We start from the raw sequence: 18,104 nt of genomic DNA, 5'->3' as shown, positions 1-18,104 counted from the left end.
GAACTCAACCGAACCGCAGCCGCAGCCGCAGGTGCAGTCGCAGCCCCCGACTCGACCCCACCGTTCTGGTGTCCCGAGTCCTCAACCCGCCATCGGCCAATAGACATGGCGCACACGCCCCAGCGCAACACTGTCGAATAGTTGTTGCCTGCGAGCGTGATTCGAGCAAGGCCCATGCGATCACCTTGATGGACTGCTCGACAAGCCGCGTCTGGGCCGATGACCCACCGCCCGACGTCTGGACCACGACCGCCGGCCAAGGCCAGATCCTGCAGAGCCACCGTCACGCTGCACTGGCGCTGGGTGTCTCCGATCGGATTGGCGGTGAAGTACGAGCGAATGTTGGAGGCGAGCAGTCCGCATGCCACCGCACGCGCCGGAATGCACACTCACGGTGCAGGATTACGCGGCCCCTAATCGCTCAGGCCTGCAGAAAGTGTCGCGTACGCATTGGCGCAGCCATCGGTGGGCTGCATCGGCGTCGTATCGCGGATGCCACGCCATGCTCAGCTCCAACGTAGGCAGGTCCAAGGGGATGTCGCAGCGGTCGGAGCTCTTCAAGAACGTCTACATGTCCGTGTCCTCGACCGCCGGCGAGCTGCTGCATCTCCTCGCCCGAGCGACCGATCATTCGGCGTCTCGACGATCTATCTGGCCAGCGCGGTACGGGACAACGGCGGCGGCACGGTCATCGGCACCGAGCTGCAGCCCGAGAGGCCGCTGCGGCGCAGAAGAACTTCGTCGACGCGGGCCGATGTGCCGGGCGAGATCGACCTGGTGCTGCTGGACGGTTGGCCGGATCTGGCGCTCCCGGTGCTGCGCCTACTGGAGTCCTCGCTGCGTCCCGGTTCACTGATCCTGGTCGAACGACGTGGACATGGACTTCGGCAGCGACGTACGCGGCCCGCTGCTGTCCTACCTCGGTGAACCCTCCAACGGGTACCTCGCCATCAAGCTCCCGATGGGGGACGGCGTTCAAGCCTGCGTTCGGCTCGCCTGACCGTCGTCGCGCACGCCCTTGTAGATGCCCTTGCGGACGATCATCGGCTGCAGGATCCGGTCGATCGACCACGCCGGAAACCGGAAGGCCTTGCCGTTGGGGGCGAAGACCTCCAATCCGTCGGACTGCGCGCCCAACACCGAACCCCAGCGCCGTTTCGGCGCGGTGTACGTGCGCACCCGCTTGCCGTCGAACTGCGCGCGCACGTTGTGGGCGACGAGGCCGTCCGCGCGGTTGCGGGCCGAGCTGCGCAACGGGTCGGTGGCGGCGACATCTCCGACCGCGAACACGCCTGCGTGTCCCGGCACCTGCAGGTCGGGGCCGACGCGGACGAAGCCGTGCTCGTCGAGCACCTCCGGCGGCAGCCAGTCGGTGTTGGGTGTGACCCGCCCGATGGCCCACAGCACGGCGTCCGCCGACGCCGGGGGATGCCCGGTGCTCCAATGCACCGGCTCGTCGGTGATCTCGTCGCAGGCGAAGCCGTCGGGAATGACCGCGCGGTGCCCGTCGTGCAGACCTACTCCGAGGTCGGTCAGCCGGTGCCTGATGCGGCCCCAGATTCTCGGATGGTGCGAAGCCAGCGGACGCTCACCCGGGTAGTAGAGGTCGACACGCTTGTCCGGCCAGGTCCCCGCGAGATTGGCGGCGCTGCCGACCGCGGCCGCACCGCCACCGACGACGATGACGGAGGCGGCGGAGGCGAGCCGGTCGTGCGCAACGCGAAGGTCGGCTCCGACCTCGTCGACGGACTGCAGGGTCGGCCGACGCCAGAACCCGTTGGCCACCCCGGTCGAGATGACGAGGGCGTCGTAGTCCTCGGCCTGGGTCGTGCCGTCGTCCCGCTGAACGGTGACCGTACGCGCGGCGAGGTCGACACCGGCAAGGGTGCCGTGGACGGTGCGCACGCAGTCGAGGCCGCGGAACCTGTCGAAGGCGATCCAGTAGTCGCGCGCCCAGTCGTCGGGGCGGCTGAGCCGGATGCCCAACTCCTGACCGCTCACCAATGCGGTCTTGGCCGAGATGCCGACGACGTCCGCGTGATGCGCGAGCCGGATCGCCGTCAGGATGCCGCTGTCGCCGAGGCCCGCGACCACGACGCGTTTGCGGATCACGACGCGGCCTTGCGGGGCGGCCACGGTGATTCCGCCGCCTTCGGCGGCCACGGAACGAAGCGCGACACCCGGCCGACGACGTCCTGGTACGCAGGCCGCCGCTCCAGGCTGCGCTTCTCCATCATCGGGATGCTGGCACCGAGGAACAGCACCAGGATGGCCACCGCTCCGATGACCAGCCACCACGCATTGGCGTGAGCCGCCGCGATGCCGAACAGCGCCATGGCGAACCAGAAGCTGAACTCCCCGAAGTAGTTCGGATGCCGGGACCAGCTCCACAGCCCACGGTCCATCACGTCACCAGGCCGACGGTCCCGGACGAACCGGTGCATCTGGACGTCGGCGGCGAGTTCGAGAGCGACCGCCGCGAGACCGATGACGAACGCCACCCAGGACAGCCACGCGAGACCGTCGCCGGGACGTGTCACCGCCACGTACACCGGCACCATGCCCAGGAAGACCTGCGCGGTGGGGATCAGGTGGATCGCCACCAGGTCGGCGCCGAACTCCCAGCGACCGGCCTGCTCCTTGAACATCGGATAGCGCCAGTCCTCGTGGTGCAGGCCGGGAAACGCGTAGACCCAGTTTCCCGTCAGGCGGATCGCCCACAGCACGACCACGATCGCCACCAGCCAGCAGCGCAGTTGGTCGACACCCGGCCCGGCCTGGCTCCACCAGTAGAAAAGCAGCAGCGGCGGGACGACGCTCCAGTAGGCGTCGTAGAAGCTCGAGTTCCGGTAGCCACGGCTGAAGACGAAGATGGCGACGGTGGCCAGCAGGTCGGCGATGAACGTGTCGAGCCAGAGCCGACCCGTGCTCGGCCCCCACCACAGCCAGGCCGCGGCCAGGCCGACGGCGACGACGTAGGCGGCGGTGACGATGACCAATGAACGGGTCTTGCTCATCGTCTCCTCGGCGTCCTCGGCGGCCGAAAATGTAACACGTTCTAGTTCCGGGGCGGCGATACCGCAGCTTCGCCGTCGCATCGAGATTCGCGAGTGGAGGTCAGTAGGTTCCGCTCGGCTGGTCGTCGGATGCGGTCAGCAAAGCGCGTGAACCCGAGACGCCAAGGCGCGTCGCTCCAGCCTCGATCATCGCCCGAGCCTGATCGAGGGTGCGCACCCCGCCGGAGGCCTTGACCCCGAGTCCTGCCCCGCCAACCGCCTCGTGCATCAGCGCCACGGCGTGCACGCTCGCACCGCCCGACGGGTGAAAGCCCGTTGACGTCTTCACGAAATCGGCGCGGGCTGCGATGGCCGCGCGGCACACCGCCAGGATCTCCGCGTCGGTGAGTGCGGCCGATTCGATGATCACCTTGAGCACTGCGTTGTCGGGCACGGCCCGGCGCACCGCTGCGATGTCTGCCTCGACGAGGTCGAAGCTGCCCGCCTTTGCAGCTCCGATGTCGATCACCATGTCGATTTCGTCGGCACCCGCGGCCACCGCCGCTGCCGCCTCCGCGGCCTTGATGGCCGAAGCGTGCTTGCCACTCGGAAAGCCGCAAACGGCAGCAACCTTCAGGTCGGCACCGTCGGGAATCGCGACCGGGAGCATCGACGGCGATACGCACACCGAGTACGTGCCGAGTGCGATGGCTTCGTCGACGAGGGCGTTCACGTCGGCGGGCGTCGCCTCCGGCCGAAGAAGGGTGTGGTCGATCATTCTGGCCACCGCGGTGACCGTAGGTCGCGCGTCGAGCGCCATGGGTTCTGCCTTTCGTGGGTCAAGCGCTCTTTGCGCGCCGGTCGAGGACGTAGTTCATGATCAGCGCCGCAACCAGGATGATGCCGGTGACGACCATCTGAAAGAACGAGCTGAGTCCGAGTAGGTTGAACAAGTTTCGCAGAACCGACAGCAGAAGCACCGCGATGAAGGTTCCGAGCACGCCACCCTTGCCGCCGAACAAACTGGTTCCGCCCAGCACGACGGCGGCGTTCGACGCTGCTGGCAGCGATCTTCGAACCTGTTGCAGCAGTCCAGTCTGACCGGGATCGTGGCATCCGGCGATCGTGGAACGCACGGGCACCAGGGACGCGCTCTACGGTGAGGGTTTCGAAGTGGGCGCTGGAGGCGGTGGTGGAGGCGCTCGCCATCGAGGTCGCGCCGTTCGGCATCGACACCGCGCTACTCGAGCCCGGCGCAGTGAGCTCGGGGGCGCTTGACGACGTCACCACCTACACGGTGCCCGACGATCCGTACGCCGCACCGCTGGAGCACCACGGCGGTCGGGACCAGGTGCTCACGCCGGAGGACGTCGCAGCAGCGGTCGCAGATGCCGCCGCCGTGGCGAAGCTTCCGTTGCGTGTGCCGATCGGTCCTGCGGCCGAGAAGATCCTCGCGGCCCGCCGAGCGGCACCCGACGACGTTCCCTTCGCCCTCTAGAGCCCGCTGCTCACACTCCGGTGACGTGCTCGTCGGCGATGTCGAGCGCCGCGTCGAGCATGCGTACCCCCTCGGTGACCTCGGCGTCGCTGACGTTGCAAGGTGGCACCGCGTGGATCCGGTTGAAGTTGGCGAAGGGGAGCAGACCGTTGGCCTTGCACGCGGCGATCACCGCGTTCATCGCGGGACTGGAGCCGCCGTAGGGGGCCAGTGGCGCGCGCGTCTGCGGGTTCGACACCAGCTCGATGGCCCAGAACACCCCGAGCCCACGCACCTCGCCGACCGACGGGTGCTTGGCGGCCAGCTCAGCCAGACCCGGCCCGAGCACGTCGGCGCCGATCCGGGCGGCGTTGGCGACCATGCCCTCGTCCTCCATCGCGTTGATGGTGGCCACCGCGGCGGCGCATGCCAGCGGATGGCCGGAGTACGTGAGGCCACCGGGATAGGCGCGGTCGGCGAACGTCGCAAAGATCGCCTCGCTGATGGCGACACCGCCGAGTGGGACGTAGCCGGACGTGACGCCCTTGGCGAACGTCATCAGATCGGGGATGACGTCGAAATTCTGGATGGCGAACCACTTTCCGGTGCGGCCGAAGCCGGCCATCACCTCGTCGGCGATGAACACGATGCCGTAGCGGTCACAGATATCGCGCACCCCGGCCAGGTAACCGGGTGGCGGCACCATGATGCCCGCGGTGCCTGGCACGGACTCGAGGATGATCGCGGCGAACGACCTGGGATCCTCGTGGCGGATGAGGCGCTCGAGGTACTCCAGCGCGCGCTCGCTCTCCTGCTGCTCGTTCTCGGCGTGGAACGACGTGCGGTAGAGGAACGGGCCGTTGAAGTGCACGACGCCGCTGCTGGCGTAGTCGTTGGGGTAGCGGCGTGGGTCACCGGTCAGGTTGATCGCGGTGTCGGTGCCGCCGTGGTACGAGCGATAGCGGGACAGCACCTTGTAGCGGCCGGTGTGCAGCCGTGCCATCCGGACCGCGTGCTCGACGGCGTCGGCGCCGCCGTTGGTGAAGAACACCCGGTTCAGGTGACCGGGCGTGCGCTCGGTGATCAGCCGGGCCGCCTCGGACCGGGCGGCGTTGGCGTGCTGTGGCGCGACCGTGCACAGCTTGGCGGCCTGCTCGGCAATGGCCTTGACGACTTTCGGATGCTGATGGCCGACGTTGGTGAACACCAGCTGCGAGGAGAAGTCGAGCAGCTTGTTGCCGTCGCCGTCCCACACGTAGGAGCCGTCGGACGCCACGATGGTCATCGGCTTGATCTGCGCCTGCGCCGACCACGAGTGGAACACGTGTGCGCGGTCGAGCTCGTAGGCGCGCTTGGCCTCGGCGACGGCGGACGGCAGATCCTGGCCCGTCGGGAGTGTGTCGGCGTCGGGCAAAGAAGTCATGTCGCGTCCTTCGCGAATCGAGTGCGCTGGAAACTCCGCGTCGAGGTGAAGATATCCGGTCGGCCTCCCAGCACGCACGTTCCGGTACCGGAACCGGCACCCGCTGTTCCTTGACGGGTGTCGACTTTCTATCGTGGCTGGATGAGCAACGCTGCTGAAACAGAGCGGGTCGCCGACCTGGCGCGACAGGTCGTTCACGACCACGATCCGAAGTCCGTGCCCGTCACGGAGTTCCTCGGCGCCTGTTACGACGCCGGTCTGTCCTGGGTGCATTTTCCCGATAATCTTGGCGGACTTGGGGTTTCGCGAGGAAACCAGGCCGTCGCCGACCGGATCCTTCAGGGCGCCGGCGGTCCGGTGCCACTGGGGCTGAACCCGATGGGCTACGGAATGGCGGCGCCGACCATTCGCGAACACGCCCAGTCCGAGGACGTCAAGCGGTCCTGGTTGCGCCCGCTCGCCACCACCGAGGACATCTGGTGCCAGTTGTTCTCGGAACCGGGTGCAGGCAGTGACCTCGCCGGGCTGGCCACCTCGGCGGTACCCGACGGGGACGACTGGGTGATCAACGGGCAGAAGGTCTGGACCAGCCTGGCGCACCGGGCGCGATGGGGCCTGCTGCTGGCCCGCACGAATCCGGACGTCCCCAAGCACAAGGGACTGACCTACTTCGTCATCGACATGCACTCGCCGGGCGTCGAGACCAGGCCGTTGCGGCAGTTGACCGGCCAGGCTGAGTTCAACGAGGTGTACTTCACCGACGCGCGCATTCCCGACGCTCATCGCCTCGGCGAGGTCGGCAACGGCTGGGCGGTGGCGATGACCACGCTGATGAACGAGCGCAGCGCACTCGGCGGCAGCGGCAGCAGGCGCGGCGCGGGCACGATCTCCGAAGCCGTTTCGCTGTGGGCGGCCAGGCCCGAGCGCCAGACGCCGGTTCTGCGCGACCGGCTCAGCCAGCTGTGGCTGCGCTCGGAGGCCCAGCGCCTCACCTCGGAGCGGTCGCGGGCGGCGGCGACCGTAGGTGGTCCAGGCCCCGAGGGCTCGATCGGCAAGCTCGTCGGCGCCGAACTGAATCAGCACATCTACCAGTTCTGCATGGATCTCCTTGGGCCGGAAGGGATTCTGTACCACGGCTACGCGAATCCCGAGGAGGGACGGAAGTCCGAAAAAGACTCAGACTGGCGGGGCCCGATCCAGCAGCGGTTCCTGCGGAGCCGCGCCAACACCATCGAAGGTGGTACGTCCGACGTGATGCGCAACATCCTCGGCGAGCGGGTCCTCGGCCTGCCGGGCGACCTGCGCGCCGACGCGGGCATGCCGTGGAAGGAGATTCCGCGTGGTTGAGGAGCTTGCGGATCAACCCCGCAATCCGGTTGAGGAGCTTGCGGATCAACCCCGCAATCCGGTTGAGTTCACGTTCACCGATGAGCAGGAGCAGTTGCGAGCCGCGGTGCACCGGTTCTGTGTCGAGAACTTTGACGAGCAGGCGGTGCGTCGGCTCATGGAATCCGACCCGCCCTTCGACCCGAACGCATGGACCCGGCTGGGCACCGAGCTCGGCGTCCTCGGACTGTCGGTGCCAGAGGACGACGGCGGCGTGGGAGGCACCCTCGTCGATCAGGCGGTGGCCGTGGAGGAGCTGGGTGCGGCTCTCGCCTGCGGGCCGACGTTCGGCACGGTGTTCCTCGTCATTCCAGCACTGGTCGCCGCCTCGACGGGGCCTGCTCGCGATGAGCTGCTGGCTGAACTCGTCGAGGGTCGTCGCACCGCGGCGTTCGCCGTCGACGACGACGCGGGCGCCTTCGACCCGACTGCGGTGACCGTCACCGCGTCCGGTTCGGCGGATGCGTGGACGCTGTCCGGAACAGTCGACCGGGTGGTCGATGCGGGTGCTGCCGACGAGCTGCTGGTCGCCGCGACGGCCCCTGAGGGAGTGGGCCTGTACGCGGTCGACACCGCGGGCGCGGGCGTGGACCGCCGGGCGCTGCTCACCGTCGACCAGACCCGGCCCCAGGCGACCGTCACGTTGTCCGACGCGCCTGCTCGGCTGGTGGCCGGACCCGAGGAGGCCGAGCGAGTGATCGTGCACGCCCTGCATGTCGGCTCGGCGCTGCTGGCGGTCGAACAGGTCGGCGCCGCACAGCACATCCTGGACGTCGCCGTGCAATACGCCAAGGACCGGTTGCAGTTCGGTCGGCCCATCGGCTCGTTCCAAGCCGTCAAGCACCGGTTGGCCGACATGCTGGTCGACCTGGAGCATGCCCGCTCCACCGCCTATCACGCCGTGTGGGCGCTGACCGACGGCTCGGACGACCCCGCGCTCGCCGCCAGCATCGCCCAAGCCACGGCGTCGGCTGCGTTCAGCCGCATCGCCACCGACGCCATTCAGACCCTCGGCGGCATCGGGTTCACCTGGGAACACGAGGCGCACCTGTACTTCAAGCGCGCGACCACCGACGCTGCACTGCTTGGCAGCGCCGAGCAGCACCGGTCGCGAGTCGCGGAGCTCGTCCTCGACACGGCCACCGTCGAGAAGCCGCCGCGGGTCGCAGACGGCACCTAGTTCACTTCCCCCGCACAACCCCTCCCGCGCAACCCAACTCCCCCCGCGAGCGTGCGTGTTTGCTCCGCAACACACCGCTCGCGCCGGGAGTTCACGCACGCTCACGCTGCGCATTTGTCTGGTCAATTCCGTTGAACCGTGCTGCAATTACGGGATGGTCAGCTTCCACCCCGGCATGCAGAAGGCGCGGTTCGCCGACATCGAGAGTGACGTCCACGGCCGCATCTCCAAGAAGACCGCTGAGCTCGACGGTGTCGCGGTCACCCAGGTGACCTTCGGCGCCGGCGCTCGCTGGTCCAACGACCTGAAGGAGTACGCGGGCACCGACCTGTGCGAGCTGCCGCACGTCGCCGTCGTGGTCAATGGCGCGCTCGGTGTCCGGATGGCCGACGGCTCTGAGGACGTCTTCTCCGCGGGTGACGTGATGCTGCTCCCGCCAGGGCACGACGCGTGGACTGTCGGCGAGGAGGCGTGCACGTTCGTCGAGTTCTCCCGCGGCGGCGACTACTACGCGACCTAGCGCGTCAGTTCCGCCCAGATCGTCGCAGCCAGCCGACGGCCCTCTTCGACGTGGACCAGTGACGACTCCTCACGGCCCATGGCGTGCCCAACTGCGTTCTGCCACAAACTGTTCCATCCACCGGGCGACCCGGCCGCATAGCCGACCTCGGGTAGCCCCGCCAACAGCGCCCTCTCCCCCTGATCCATGTGCGTAGTCAACGCGCACCCCGCGCGCGGTGCAATCGAATTTCGCGGCGGACCGCTCACCACAACGCGCGGTAGTTCCCCAGCGCGCCGACGACGAGTACCACCCCGACGCCAAGGAACAGGACTCTCACCGTGGTGGGCCCGAAGCGGGTCATCACCCGAACGACGTTGCGCTGCATACGCCTTGACCGGATGGTCCGATGCGTCGACAGCGCCAACACCAACAGCGACGGCACCGCGCCGAGTCCGCAGTAGACGAACACGATCGCCGGCCACGCCGTTGGCAGCGGATTGCGGGCAGACACCATCGCCAGCGAAGTCAGGTAGGGCACGGACGTCGAGGCCTGGCCCACCCCGATGGCGAGTCCGACGATTCCGAACAGCCACGGGTTGCGCCGCGTCAGGTTCAGCGCCCATAGTGGCGGAGCGGGCCTAGCCGACCCCGAGAAGCTCGCCACCGCGATCAACACCAACCCCAGCATCAACTGACCCCAGTACCGGACGGTGGGAGTCAGCTCGAATTCGACACGGTCGTTCAGGAAGCTCAGCCCGAGCACCGTGAGCACGCCGAAGGTGGCGGTCGCGGTGAACACTCCCGCCACGAAGCTCAGTCCCGCCGGCAACGCCGACCGGCGGCTGAGCCTGCTGTCGTACACGACCGCCGACGTCACTCCCAGGTTGAGGACGTTCAGTGAATCGAGGAACGCGAACCCCAGGAGAGGCAGTAGTAGTCCCAGCATGACACAGGAGAACCTACGGCAGTGCCTGCCCACGAGCGACGGGAGGAACGGGGACGCCGGGGCGTGAAGTCCGCAGTTGCGGGTACACACCACCATCGACGGAACGCACGGAAGGACTCATGACCGCAGCGCGATCGCAATTGGACCCGCGCGAGATGACCGAAGCACAGCGCATCGTGGAGGCCGTCGGCGGTGCGTTCTCGGCGAAGGTCGTCGGGCAACAGCGGCTCCGTGAATCGATGCTGCTTGGTCTGCTCGCCGGTGGCCACCTGCTGGTCGAGAGCGTTCCCGGGCTGGCCAAGACCACCGCGGCGCGTGTGATCGCCGAGTCGATCGACGGCGGATTTCGCCGCATCCAGTGCACTCCCGACCTCCTTCCCAGCGACATCATCGGCACTGAGATCTACGAGGCGGCGACCAACTCCTTCGTCACGCGACTGGGGCCCGTGCACACCAACATCGTGCTGCTCGACGAGATCAACCGGTCCAGCGCGAAGACGCAGAGCGCCATGCTCGAGGCCATGGAGGAACGCCAGACCACGATCGCGGGCGTCGAGTATCCGATCCCCGAGCCGTTCCTGGTGATCGCGACGCAGAATCCAGTGGACCAGGAAGGCACCTACCCGCTCTCCGAAGCGCAGACCGACCGCTTCATGCTCAAGGAGGTCGTCGACTATCCGTCCACCGAGGACGAGGTCGAGGTGATCTCGCGCATGGACGCCGGGCTCTTCGACAGGGACCACCGCACGGCGCCGGTGGTGGGGATCGACGACATCAGGCGTGTGCAGGGCCTGGTCCGCACGGTTCACATGGACCGCGCGCTGATCGCCTACGCCAGCCATCTCGTCGGCGTGACGCGCGAACCCGAACACCATCTGCCTGCGAGCACGGCCCGGCTCATCGAGTACGGCGCCAGCCCGCGCGCCACCATCGCCTTCTGCCGGACGGCGCGCGCCATGGCCGTGCTGCGCGGGCGCAGCCACGTCGTTCCCGACGACATCGCGCGGTTGGCACACCGCGTGCTGCGCCATCGCCTGATCCTCGGTTTCGAGGCGGCAAGCGCGCGCGTCACGCCCGACGTGGTGGTCGACGCGGTGCTGCGAGCCGTTCGGGTGCCGTGAGGTCATGGGGTAGACGACGCAGTGGGCACCCATCTCGATCGAGCCAAGGCGCACTTCGGCCGCGATACCAACGGCATGCTCGAGGGCGGTCGCTACGCGCTCGTGCACACCCGCAGCCTCGAGTTCGACGACCTGCGCCCGTACGTGCCTGGCGACGACGTCCGCGACATCGACTGGAAGGCTACGGCCCGCTCGGGCCACGTGTTGATCAAGCGTTTCGTCACCGAGAAGCACCACAAGATCCTCGTGGTGGCCGATGCGGGCCGCAACACGGCGGCGCTGGCTCCGTCCGGCGAGCCGAAGCGCGACGTGGCCGCCAACGTCATCGGTGCGCTGGGACTGATCACGCTGCGGCGATCCGATGAGATCGGAATGGTCTTCGGTGACGCCCGCGGATGTCTGGACATCCGGCTGCGGCGCGGCGAGACGCACATCGAGTACATGCTGCACAGGTTCCATCAGCACGCCGCGACGGGTCCCTCTCGGAGCAACATCCTCACTCAACTCGATTGGGTGGCAAGACATTACCGCCGCCCACTGTTGATCGTCGTGGTGTCCGACGAGCCCGACGTCGATTCTCGGCTCGATGGCGTACTCACCCAACTACGCGGCAGCCACGACGTGCTGTGGGCGATGGTGGCGGACATGCCCGCGGTGAGCTCGGTCGGGGACGAGTCAAACGGCTACGACGTGGGCGACGGCGACTTCGTGCTGAGCGGTGCCGCGATCGGACCACGTGCTGTCGAGGCGTACCAGAGCGCGGAATCCGAACGACGTGAACGACTCTCGGAGTTCATGACCGTGCACGGGGTGCCGCATGCGACGGTTCGGGGCAGCGCCGCCATCCGGACCTCGCTCACGGCGCTGACGGGGGTGTATGCCCGTGCCAGATGACCTGCTGCGTCACGTCATCGGTCCGACGCCATACTCGTCCTGGTCATTGTGGCTCGCCCTCGCGCTCTCGACGATCCTCGTCGGCTGGTACCTCGGCGTCGTCCTCCTCACCTCCCCTGGCCGACGGCTGCGTGACGTACCGCTCGTCGGGGCGGCTCGCGATCGCATGGTTCGGCACCGCTTCGCGCGGGCGGTGCACGAGATCGGCGGCCGCTACCGTGCGGGCGATCTCGAGCCGGCGCAGGCCGGCGCCGCCGTCAGCCGCGAAGTGCGCCGGTTCCTGCACCGGGTGACGGGCGTGCCTGCGGAGTACATGCAGCTCGACGACATCGTGCACAGCGAAATAGCATCCGCCGCAGGGCTGTTGGAGCAGCTGACCGACGTGCAGTTCAACGCGGCGTCCCGGTTCGACGTCGGGCGGATCGGCGATGACGCGGAGGAGCTGATCCGGTCGTGGACCTGACCTGGATGGTCGTCGCGATCGCCGGGTGCGTGGCCCTGGCGTTCTGCATCGCGGCGGTGCTGCTGCGGCCGATGAATGCCGAACGCCGACGGTTGCGGCCGCTGGCCAACGCGGGCCGCCTGACCCGGCTGCCCGAGTACGTGCGCGCGAAGCGGAACCGCACCAGAGCGGCCGTCGTCACGATCGCGCTGCTCGTCGTCATGTTCGCCTGCTCGATCGTCGTCGCCGCCCGCCCGAGCGGATCATTCACTTCGGCAAGGCAACTCGACGGCGAGGACCCCGAGGACGTCATGCTGTGCGTCGGCGCTCCCGTCACCGATCCTGCCGTCGGCGCCGCGCTGCGTTACTTCACCGATCACGCAGATGACTTCAGCACTGAGCGGATCGGCCTGACGTCGCCGAACCGACGGGTGGTGCCGTTGACCCGGGACTACCAGTACGTCAAGGAGACCTTCTCCACCTACGCCCAACCCGCCGATCAACGCGGGGACGTCGCGGCCTTCTCCCCCGCGTTGTCTTACTCGGACTACGCCGAGAGTGTCGAGGACCAGCTGGCGCTGTGCCTCACCGGATTCCCGGAGTTCGATCGCACTGCAGCGCAACGCCGTTCGCTGATCTACGTCGGTCCCGGCCAGCTGCGTTCTTCCGATGACCCGCGTCCGGCGTTGTTCACCGCCGACCGAGTCAGGGACGTGGCCCTTGCGGCGGGCGTCCAAGTCAACGTCCTGGTCACCGGCCCCGATTCGACCTCCCTCTCCGCACTTGCGCGCGACACCGGCGGGCAGGAATTCTCGGCCGACTCCGGCGTTGCCGCGCGCCTGACCGAGGTCCGCGACCACCCGCCACGGGCCCGCTCCAGCGACGGGCGGGACGCCGACGGCAGGTCGACCGAATCCCCCGACGTCCCACTGGTCGTCGCGCTGCTTGCGGCGGCCATCTTGGCTGCGTGGCCAGTGGTGCAACGACGATGACGTTCGAGCCCGTGCTGCCACCGATCCTGTTGGGCGTCCTCGCCGCGGCCATCCTGGCCACCCGCATCGTCGTGCTCCGTAGGCTGACCGCGATGGGCCGAACTCGCTTCGCGGTGTGGCGGTGGTGCGGCCTGACTTTGGCGATGCTGCTTCTGCTCGCGGCCGCCGCACGACCGGTCACCGATCCTGACGAGCACGGCCCCAGCCGGGTCGCGGATCGTGAGGCACCCAACGTGTTCCTGGTCGTCGACCGATCGCCCGACATGCGGGTGCCGGACTACCCCGACGGGAAGTCGAGGATGTCGGACGCCCGCGGCGACATGCTCGCGCTGATCGACCGATATCCGGGCGCCCGCGTCGCGGTGATCTCCTTCGCGGAGCGGCCTGCGCTCGAGTGGCCCCTGTCGGCGGACACGTGGAGTCTGCGGCCGCTGACGGACACCTTCGAGCCGTACGCGTCGACGCCTGACTCCTCGTCCCAGGTCAATGCTGGCGCGGCGGGAAACATGTTGCGCTATCAACTCATCAGCGCGGTGCAGCAGTTTCCCCGCGCCAAGACGCTGGTGTTCTACCTCGGTGCGGGCGCCCCCGAGTCGGAGCAGCCGCCTCGCGAGTTCAACCTGCCCGAGGGCGCTGTCGACGGCGGTGCCGTGCTCGGCTACGGATCGGCGGTCGGCGAGCAGGTCCTGCGTGGCATCGCCGACCAGATCGGTGTGCCGTACGTACCGCGCGTCGATGCCGACTCCATCGCCTCGGCGGCACCGACTGACACCGCCGTCGCCGCAAGGGGACCCGACGTCCCCGCCGCTGCCTCTGGGCGGACGGAGCTCTACTGGGCGCCCGCCATCCTCGCGGCGGTGCTGCTCCTCGTCGAGCTCTACGTGGTGCTGCGCGAATTCCGCCGCACCCGGCTGGTGAACACGGACGTGATGGCGTGAGCCCCCGGACCCGGTTACGTCGGCGGCTGCTGCTCTTCTCGGCGCCCGTCGCGGTCGTACTGCTTCTCGTGGTGGTGAAGCTGTGGTCGTTCGTGATCGCGGGCGGCTCGGCCGCCACCGACTTCGCCGAGCGGGATGCCGACGCATTGCGCGGTGACGTCGCGGCGCTCAACGTGCTCAACGTCGTGGAGCCCGAGAAGGCGTTCTTCGCCGCGGGCGACCTCGCCGTGCTGGACGGCCGACTCGACGACGCGGACCGGCGGTTCACCGCCGCGCTCGAGCGCACTGAACCCGCTCGATCCTGCCCGGCGCGGGTCAACCTCGAATTCGTCAGGGAGACAATGGGAGACCGGGCTGCAGGAGTATTCGACGCCGGTTCTGCCGTCACCTGGTACCGGAACGCACTGGCCGTCGTCGACAAGGCTCCCGACGGATGCTTCAAGGGCAGCACCGACTCCGACGAGCAGCGCCGCGCCCTTCTCGACGGTGCGGCCGCCCGGCTGCAGCAGAAGATCGACGCAGCCCCGGCAGCGCCCCCTCCCCCGCCACCCCCGCCTGCCGGCGCCGCGCCACCGCCTCCACCGCCCCCGGCCTCGACGTCAACGTCAACGTCGACCACCACGCCACCCGACGGAGAGCTGCAACTGCACCCCGGCGTCGGTGAGCCCATGGACCGCCTGCAGCAGATCCTGCGGGACGCGGCGGCGCGGAACGGTGGCTAGTCCAACGGGCGCTGTCGTCGCGGCTTGACTACCCTCTAGACGTGGCATCGGTGTTGACGGTGAACAGCGCGTACGTCGGTCGGGACGGGATCACGCCGAAGACCGGCATCGACAAGCGCCCCCGCAACGGGGCCATCTCCGTGCGGGCGCCGGGGCCGATGCACGGCGGACTCGGAAGCGGGATCGTCGGCGACGTCATCGGAAACCCCAAGCTGCACGGCGGCGACGATCAGGCCGTGTACGCGTACGCGCGTGAGGATCTCGACGCGTGGGCAGCCCGGCTCGATCGCGAACTCACCAACGGGATGTTCGGGGAGAACGTCACCACGGAGGGAATCGACGTCAGCGGCGCCGTCATCGGCGAGCGGTGGCGCATCGGCTCCGACGGCGTGCTGCTCGAGGTGACCCGACCGAGGACGCCGTGCAAGACCTTCGCCAATCGGCTCGGAATCGACGGCTGGATCAAGACGTTCACCCACGGTGGTTCGCCTGGCGCGTACCTACGGGTGATCGAACCCGGGTCTATCCGCGGCGGCGATGCCGTCGAGCTCGTCGCACGACCGGACCACGGCATCACCGTCGCCTTCGTGTACCGCGCGATTATGCTCGAACCGGACCTGTGGCCCGACGTGCTCGGCGCCGACGCCCTCCCAGAGGATCTCCGCAAGCTCGCGTTACGGCGGGCCGCCAGCTAGGCGGCGCACCTTCTGACACGAGATGGGGGACCCGGTGCCGGGTGCCCCTTCTCGGTAGATCGGATCAGCGGCCGTTGCCGAAAACCGGAGCCGGTGGCGCCTTCACCTGCTGCTGGATGTCGTTGAGCCACGCGTGATGGTCGATGCCGGTCGAGTACACGGACACCGGTGTCGCGACCGTGGTGGCCTGCGCAGGCCCGGCGAGCCCGACGAGCGCGGCGGCGAATGCTGTTGCGGCCATAGTGGCAAACCCGAATTTCTTCATTTCGAAGCCTTCTTCCTTGATCCTCTTTGGTGTTCGAGCCGTTGCGGTTCGGACCCCTTCTCAACCGTTTTGGAGCTTTCCCACCCGGTCTGAGTGCTTCAACGCAGTGCTCAGCCCGCTAATTCCATTGGCGGCATTTAATCGTCGGATGGCAGGAATCAGCCTCGCTCGCAGTGACGTTGCTCACGGACACGGTCGGGCGGCGCGGTATTCATAGCCTGTCTAGCAAATCAGAGATAGCCGACGGTCCTGGCGGCCCTCTTCAGCCGTTCAGGCATTGTGCTGAGCGCCTCCTGCCGCGTCCCGCAGCGTTGTGTACGACGCTTCGATGCACTCCGCCAGCCGTGCGACGTCGGGCAGGGCACTGGGGTCGGTGCACAGCCCGATGCCGATGTCGCCTGCGCAGGAGACCGCGGAGATCCGCAGCGCGTGGTGTAGCGCCGGCTCGGACGAGGAGAACAGATGCAGAACCCGGCGACCCGCGATGCTGATCGGGTCACGCGGACCTGGCACGTTCGAGATCGAGACGGCGAACTCACGGGGGCCGCCTGCGAGTCGGTGCGCGGCACTGCCGACGGGCTCGACCCTACCGAGTGCGTGGAAGGGGTCGTAGAGCTCGTCGGCGTCGTCGAGACGCTTGCGCTGACACGTTTCGGCCCTGATGAGGTCGAGCCGCGCCAGGGGGGTCCGACTCGTCGTGGTGCAGGTCGACCGGGATCTGGGCCCGCACGTCGCCGTGTCGTCCCATCGGATCGCTGAGGGTAAGTCATTCGTGCAATCCGCCTGCGACGATCGCGAGGAGTACGTCGTTGACCGTGGCATGGACGGGCCGCGACGTTCCGATCGCCTTCACCCGGCCAGTGGGGCAACCGTGAAGGCGAGCTCGCGCGAGCCGGTGATGGGGCGGTCCAGCGACGAGTCGGAGCCAGTGTGCATCGCGTGGTGAATGCGGACCGCGATCGCCTCGCGGCCGTCGGCGAGCGGCGCGGTGCCCGGTGCGAGGACGTTGAGCTTCAGCGTGTGACCCATGATCACGGCGGATTCCATGCCGAGGATGTGGGCGTCGTCGGGTCCGAGCCGATCGGGATCGTCCTCGCGGGCCACGTCGCCCAATCTATTCGCTATGGCCGCCAGCGTCCGGGCTTCGTGCCGACGCCATCGAACATCTTGGTGCGCAGCACTTTTCCCACCCGGCGCCTTCGTCACGCATGATTGGTGGATGAGCACTCGACTCGGCGTGATCTACCGTCCGGACTTCCACCCCGACGGTCTGCGCGCAATTGCCTCTGCAGCGGAGGCGGCCGGAGTCGACGAGCTCTGGTTCTGGGAGGACTGTTTCCAGCAGGGTGCAATCGCTCAGGTGGCCGTCGCGCTGGCATCGACGGAGCGGCTCGGCGTCGGAGTGGGATTGGTCCCGGCACCGCTGCGCAACGTGGCCGCGACCGCCATGGAGTTCGCCACCCTGGACGCAATGTTCCCAGGTCGGACCCGGATCGCCGTCGGCCACGGGGTGCAGAGTTGGATGCGGCAGGCGGGAGCGGCGGTCGCGTCGCCGCTGACGCTCCTGCGCGAGTACACGACCGCTCTCCAGGCGCTGCTCTCGGGACGCACCGTCAGCGTCGAAGGGCGCTACGTCCGGTTGTCCGACGTTCGGTTGGAGTTCCCGCCGGCGCGGCGGCCACCGGTTCTGATTGGGGGCACTGGACCGAAGACGCTGCGACTGGCAGGCGAGATCGCCGACGGAGTGGTGGTCGACAGCGGGTACTCCACGCGCACGGTCCGCGAGGCATTGGGACACGTGGCGGCCGGGCGGGCCGATGCCGACGGACGGCCCTTCAGCACGGTGCTCTTCCTTGCGTGCGTGCCATCCGACGACGCTCCGCGGACGCTCGCCGAGGAGGCCGTCCGCCTCGACGTACCCCAGGGCGACGTGTTCGGCGTCGGCGGCACCGCCGCGCAGATCGCTGCGGGGCTCGACACCTACCGCGACGCGGGGGTGGACACCATTGCGCTGCAGCCGCTCGGCCCACTCGAGGGCATGGGCGAGTTCACCGCCGCGGCGGGCGACGTCAAGTCCGTCGAGTAGCAGTTCCGTCGAGTAGCACTGTGGCCCAGAACACCCCGT

23 protein-coding genes are annotated in these 18,104 nt (G+C 68.3%); 13 read left to right on the top strand and 10 right to left on the bottom strand.

The genetic code is table 11. The features are described 5' to 3' along the window. Positions 1 to 877: 877 nt before the first annotated feature. A complete protein-coding gene (locus QOI01_RS30295) occupies positions 878 to 1,000 on the top strand; it encodes a hypothetical protein (protein ID WP_526386956.1) in 123 nt (40 codons plus the stop codon). On the opposite strand, the gene QOI01_RS30290 is transcribed toward QOI01_RS30295, so the two are convergent. The 4 genes from QOI01_RS30290 to QOI01_RS30275 form a co-directional block, all read right to left on the bottom strand. After that, the gene (locus QOI01_RS30290; RefSeq protein ID WP_526386960.1) at positions 976 to 2,112 is read right to left on the bottom strand and encodes an FAD-dependent oxidoreductase; all 1,137 of its coding nucleotides are present in this window, start codon (positions 2,110 to 2,112) and stop codon (positions 976 to 978) included. The two genes, QOI01_RS30295 and QOI01_RS30290, sit on opposite strands and share 25 nt — an antisense overlap. Continuing rightward, on the bottom strand, positions 2,109 to 3,017 hold the full coding sequence (locus tag QOI01_RS30285) for a DUF1295 domain-containing protein (RefSeq protein ID WP_526386954.1): 909 nt from the start codon (positions 3,015 to 3,017) through the stop codon (positions 2,109 to 2,111). The genes QOI01_RS30290 and QOI01_RS30285 overlap by 4 nt, the downstream gene beginning before the upstream one ends. 100 nt (positions 3,018 to 3,117) lie before the next feature. Continuing rightward, positions 3,118 to 3,816, bottom strand: coding sequence for a deoxyribose-phosphate aldolase (deoC, locus tag QOI01_RS30280; RefSeq protein ID WP_526386952.1), 699 nt, complete (start codon positions 3,814 to 3,816; stop codon positions 3,118 to 3,120). 19 nt (positions 3,817 to 3,835) lie between these two features. Further along, positions 3,836 to 4,132, bottom strand: a complete 297-nt coding sequence (locus tag QOI01_RS30275; protein WP_526386950.1) for a hypothetical protein — start codon at positions 4,130 to 4,132, stop codon at positions 3,836 to 3,838. A gap of 23 nt (positions 4,133 to 4,155) precedes the next feature. Here QOI01_RS30275 and QOI01_RS30270 point away from each other — a divergent pair, with 23 nt between their 5' ends. Further along, entirely contained in the window at positions 4,156 to 4,494 is a 339-nt protein-coding gene (locus QOI01_RS30270; protein ID WP_526386949.1) for a Rossmann-fold NAD(P)-binding domain-containing protein, read from the top strand. A gap of 10 nt (positions 4,495 to 4,504) precedes the next feature. On the opposite strand, the gene QOI01_RS30265 is transcribed toward QOI01_RS30270, so the two are convergent. After that, on the bottom strand, positions 4,505 to 5,896 hold the full coding sequence (locus tag QOI01_RS30265) for an aminotransferase family protein (RefSeq protein WP_526386947.1): 1,392 nt from the start codon (positions 5,894 to 5,896) through the stop codon (positions 4,505 to 4,507). Positions 5,897 to 6,037: 141 nt separating this feature from the next. On the opposite strand from QOI01_RS30265, the gene QOI01_RS30260 reads away from it, so the two are divergent. From QOI01_RS30260 to QOI01_RS30250, 3 genes are all read left to right on the top strand, one after another. Then, entirely contained in the window at positions 6,038 to 7,243 is a 1,206-nt protein-coding gene (locus QOI01_RS30260; RefSeq protein ID WP_526386945.1) for an acyl-CoA dehydrogenase family protein, read from the top strand. Then, entirely contained in the window at positions 7,236 to 8,462 is a 1,227-nt protein-coding gene (locus QOI01_RS30255) for an acyl-CoA dehydrogenase family protein (RefSeq protein ID WP_526386943.1), read from the top strand. Before QOI01_RS30260 ends, QOI01_RS30255 begins: the two co-directional genes overlap by 8 nt. A gap of 154 nt (positions 8,463 to 8,616) precedes the next feature. Continuing rightward, entirely contained in the window at positions 8,617 to 8,982 is a 366-nt protein-coding gene (locus QOI01_RS30250) for a cupin domain-containing protein (protein WP_526386941.1), read from the top strand. Here QOI01_RS30250 and QOI01_RS30245 read toward each other — a convergent pair. Then, positions 8,979 to 9,170, bottom strand: a complete 192-nt coding sequence (locus QOI01_RS30245; protein ID WP_526386939.1) for a hypothetical protein — start codon at positions 9,168 to 9,170, stop codon at positions 8,979 to 8,981. The genes QOI01_RS30250 and QOI01_RS30245 overlap by 4 nt on opposite strands. Positions 9,171 to 9,226: 56 nt before the next feature. Then, positions 9,227 to 9,910, bottom strand: a complete 684-nt coding sequence (locus QOI01_RS30240) for a GAP family protein (RefSeq protein WP_526386937.1) — start codon at positions 9,908 to 9,910, stop codon at positions 9,227 to 9,229. 119 nt (positions 9,911 to 10,029) lie between these two features. Between QOI01_RS30240 and QOI01_RS30235 the strand changes: the two genes are divergently transcribed. The 7 genes from QOI01_RS30235 to QOI01_RS30205 are packed head-to-tail and all read left to right on the top strand — an operon-like array spanning position 10,030 to position 15,714. After that, the gene (locus QOI01_RS30235) at positions 10,030 to 11,031 is read left to right on the top strand and encodes an AAA family ATPase (protein ID WP_526386935.1); all 1,002 of its coding nucleotides are present in this window, start codon (positions 10,030 to 10,032) and stop codon (positions 11,029 to 11,031) included. Positions 11,032 to 11,052: 21 nt separating this feature from the next. Beyond that, complete coding sequence (locus QOI01_RS30230; protein WP_526386933.1) at positions 11,053 to 11,925, top strand: DUF58 domain-containing protein; 873 nt, start codon at positions 11,053 to 11,055, stop codon at positions 11,923 to 11,925. Then, positions 11,915 to 12,388 carry a hypothetical protein gene (locus tag QOI01_RS30225; protein ID WP_526386931.1) on the top strand — a complete coding sequence of 158 codons (474 nt, stop codon included), beginning with the start codon at positions 11,915 to 11,917 and terminating at the stop codon, positions 12,386 to 12,388. The genes QOI01_RS30230 and QOI01_RS30225 overlap by 11 nt, the downstream gene beginning before the upstream one ends. Next, positions 12,379 to 13,359 (top strand): hypothetical protein, encoded by a 981-nt coding sequence (locus QOI01_RS30220; protein WP_526386929.1) that lies wholly within the window; start codon positions 12,379 to 12,381, stop codon positions 13,357 to 13,359. The genes QOI01_RS30225 and QOI01_RS30220 overlap by 10 nt, the downstream gene beginning before the upstream one ends. Further along, positions 13,356 to 14,297 carry a VWA domain-containing protein gene (locus QOI01_RS30215; RefSeq protein WP_526386927.1) on the top strand — a complete coding sequence of 314 codons (942 nt, stop codon included), beginning with the start codon at positions 13,356 to 13,358 and terminating at the stop codon, positions 14,295 to 14,297. The genes QOI01_RS30220 and QOI01_RS30215 overlap by 4 nt, the downstream gene beginning before the upstream one ends. Next, positions 14,294 to 15,019 carry a hypothetical protein gene (locus tag QOI01_RS30210; protein WP_526386925.1) on the top strand — a complete coding sequence of 242 codons (726 nt, stop codon included), beginning with the start codon at positions 14,294 to 14,296 and terminating at the stop codon, positions 15,017 to 15,019. Before QOI01_RS30215 ends, QOI01_RS30210 begins: the two co-directional genes overlap by 4 nt. 41 nt (positions 15,020 to 15,060) lie before the next feature. Further along, positions 15,061 to 15,714, top strand: coding sequence for an MOSC domain-containing protein (locus QOI01_RS30205; RefSeq protein ID WP_526386923.1), 654 nt, complete (start codon positions 15,061 to 15,063; stop codon positions 15,712 to 15,714). A gap of 64 nt (positions 15,715 to 15,778) precedes the next feature. On the opposite strand, the gene QOI01_RS30200 is transcribed toward QOI01_RS30205, so the two are convergent. The 3 genes from QOI01_RS30200 to QOI01_RS30190 all read right to left on the bottom strand — a co-directional run bounded on the left by QOI01_RS30200 (position 15,779) and on the right by QOI01_RS30190 (position 17,083). After that, positions 15,779 to 15,979 (bottom strand): hypothetical protein, encoded by a 201-nt coding sequence (locus tag QOI01_RS30200; protein WP_526386921.1) that lies wholly within the window; start codon positions 15,977 to 15,979, stop codon positions 15,779 to 15,781. Positions 15,980 to 16,249: 270 nt separating this feature from the next. Continuing rightward, complete coding sequence (locus tag QOI01_RS30195; RefSeq protein ID WP_526386920.1) at positions 16,250 to 16,801, bottom strand: WS/DGAT domain-containing protein; 552 nt, start codon at positions 16,799 to 16,801, stop codon at positions 16,250 to 16,252. A 27-nt stretch (positions 16,802 to 16,828) separates the two neighbouring features. Continuing rightward, positions 16,829 to 17,083 (bottom strand): hypothetical protein, encoded by a 255-nt coding sequence (locus QOI01_RS30190; protein WP_526386918.1) that lies wholly within the window; start codon positions 17,081 to 17,083, stop codon positions 16,829 to 16,831. A 115-nt stretch (positions 17,084 to 17,198) separates the two neighbouring features. Between QOI01_RS30190 and QOI01_RS30185 the strand changes: the two genes are divergently transcribed. Beyond that, a complete protein-coding gene (locus tag QOI01_RS30185) occupies positions 17,199 to 18,065 on the top strand; it encodes an LLM class flavin-dependent oxidoreductase (protein ID WP_526386916.1) in 867 nt (288 codons plus the stop codon). Positions 18,066 to 18,104: the final 39 nt, after the last annotated feature.

The organism is Mycobacterium sp. (assembly GCF_032162605.1).
In the GTDB taxonomy this organism is placed as follows: Bacteria; Actinomycetota; Actinomycetes; order Mycobacteriales; family Mycobacteriaceae; genus Mycobacterium.
This window is presented reverse-complemented; position numbering and strand designations above follow the sequence as displayed.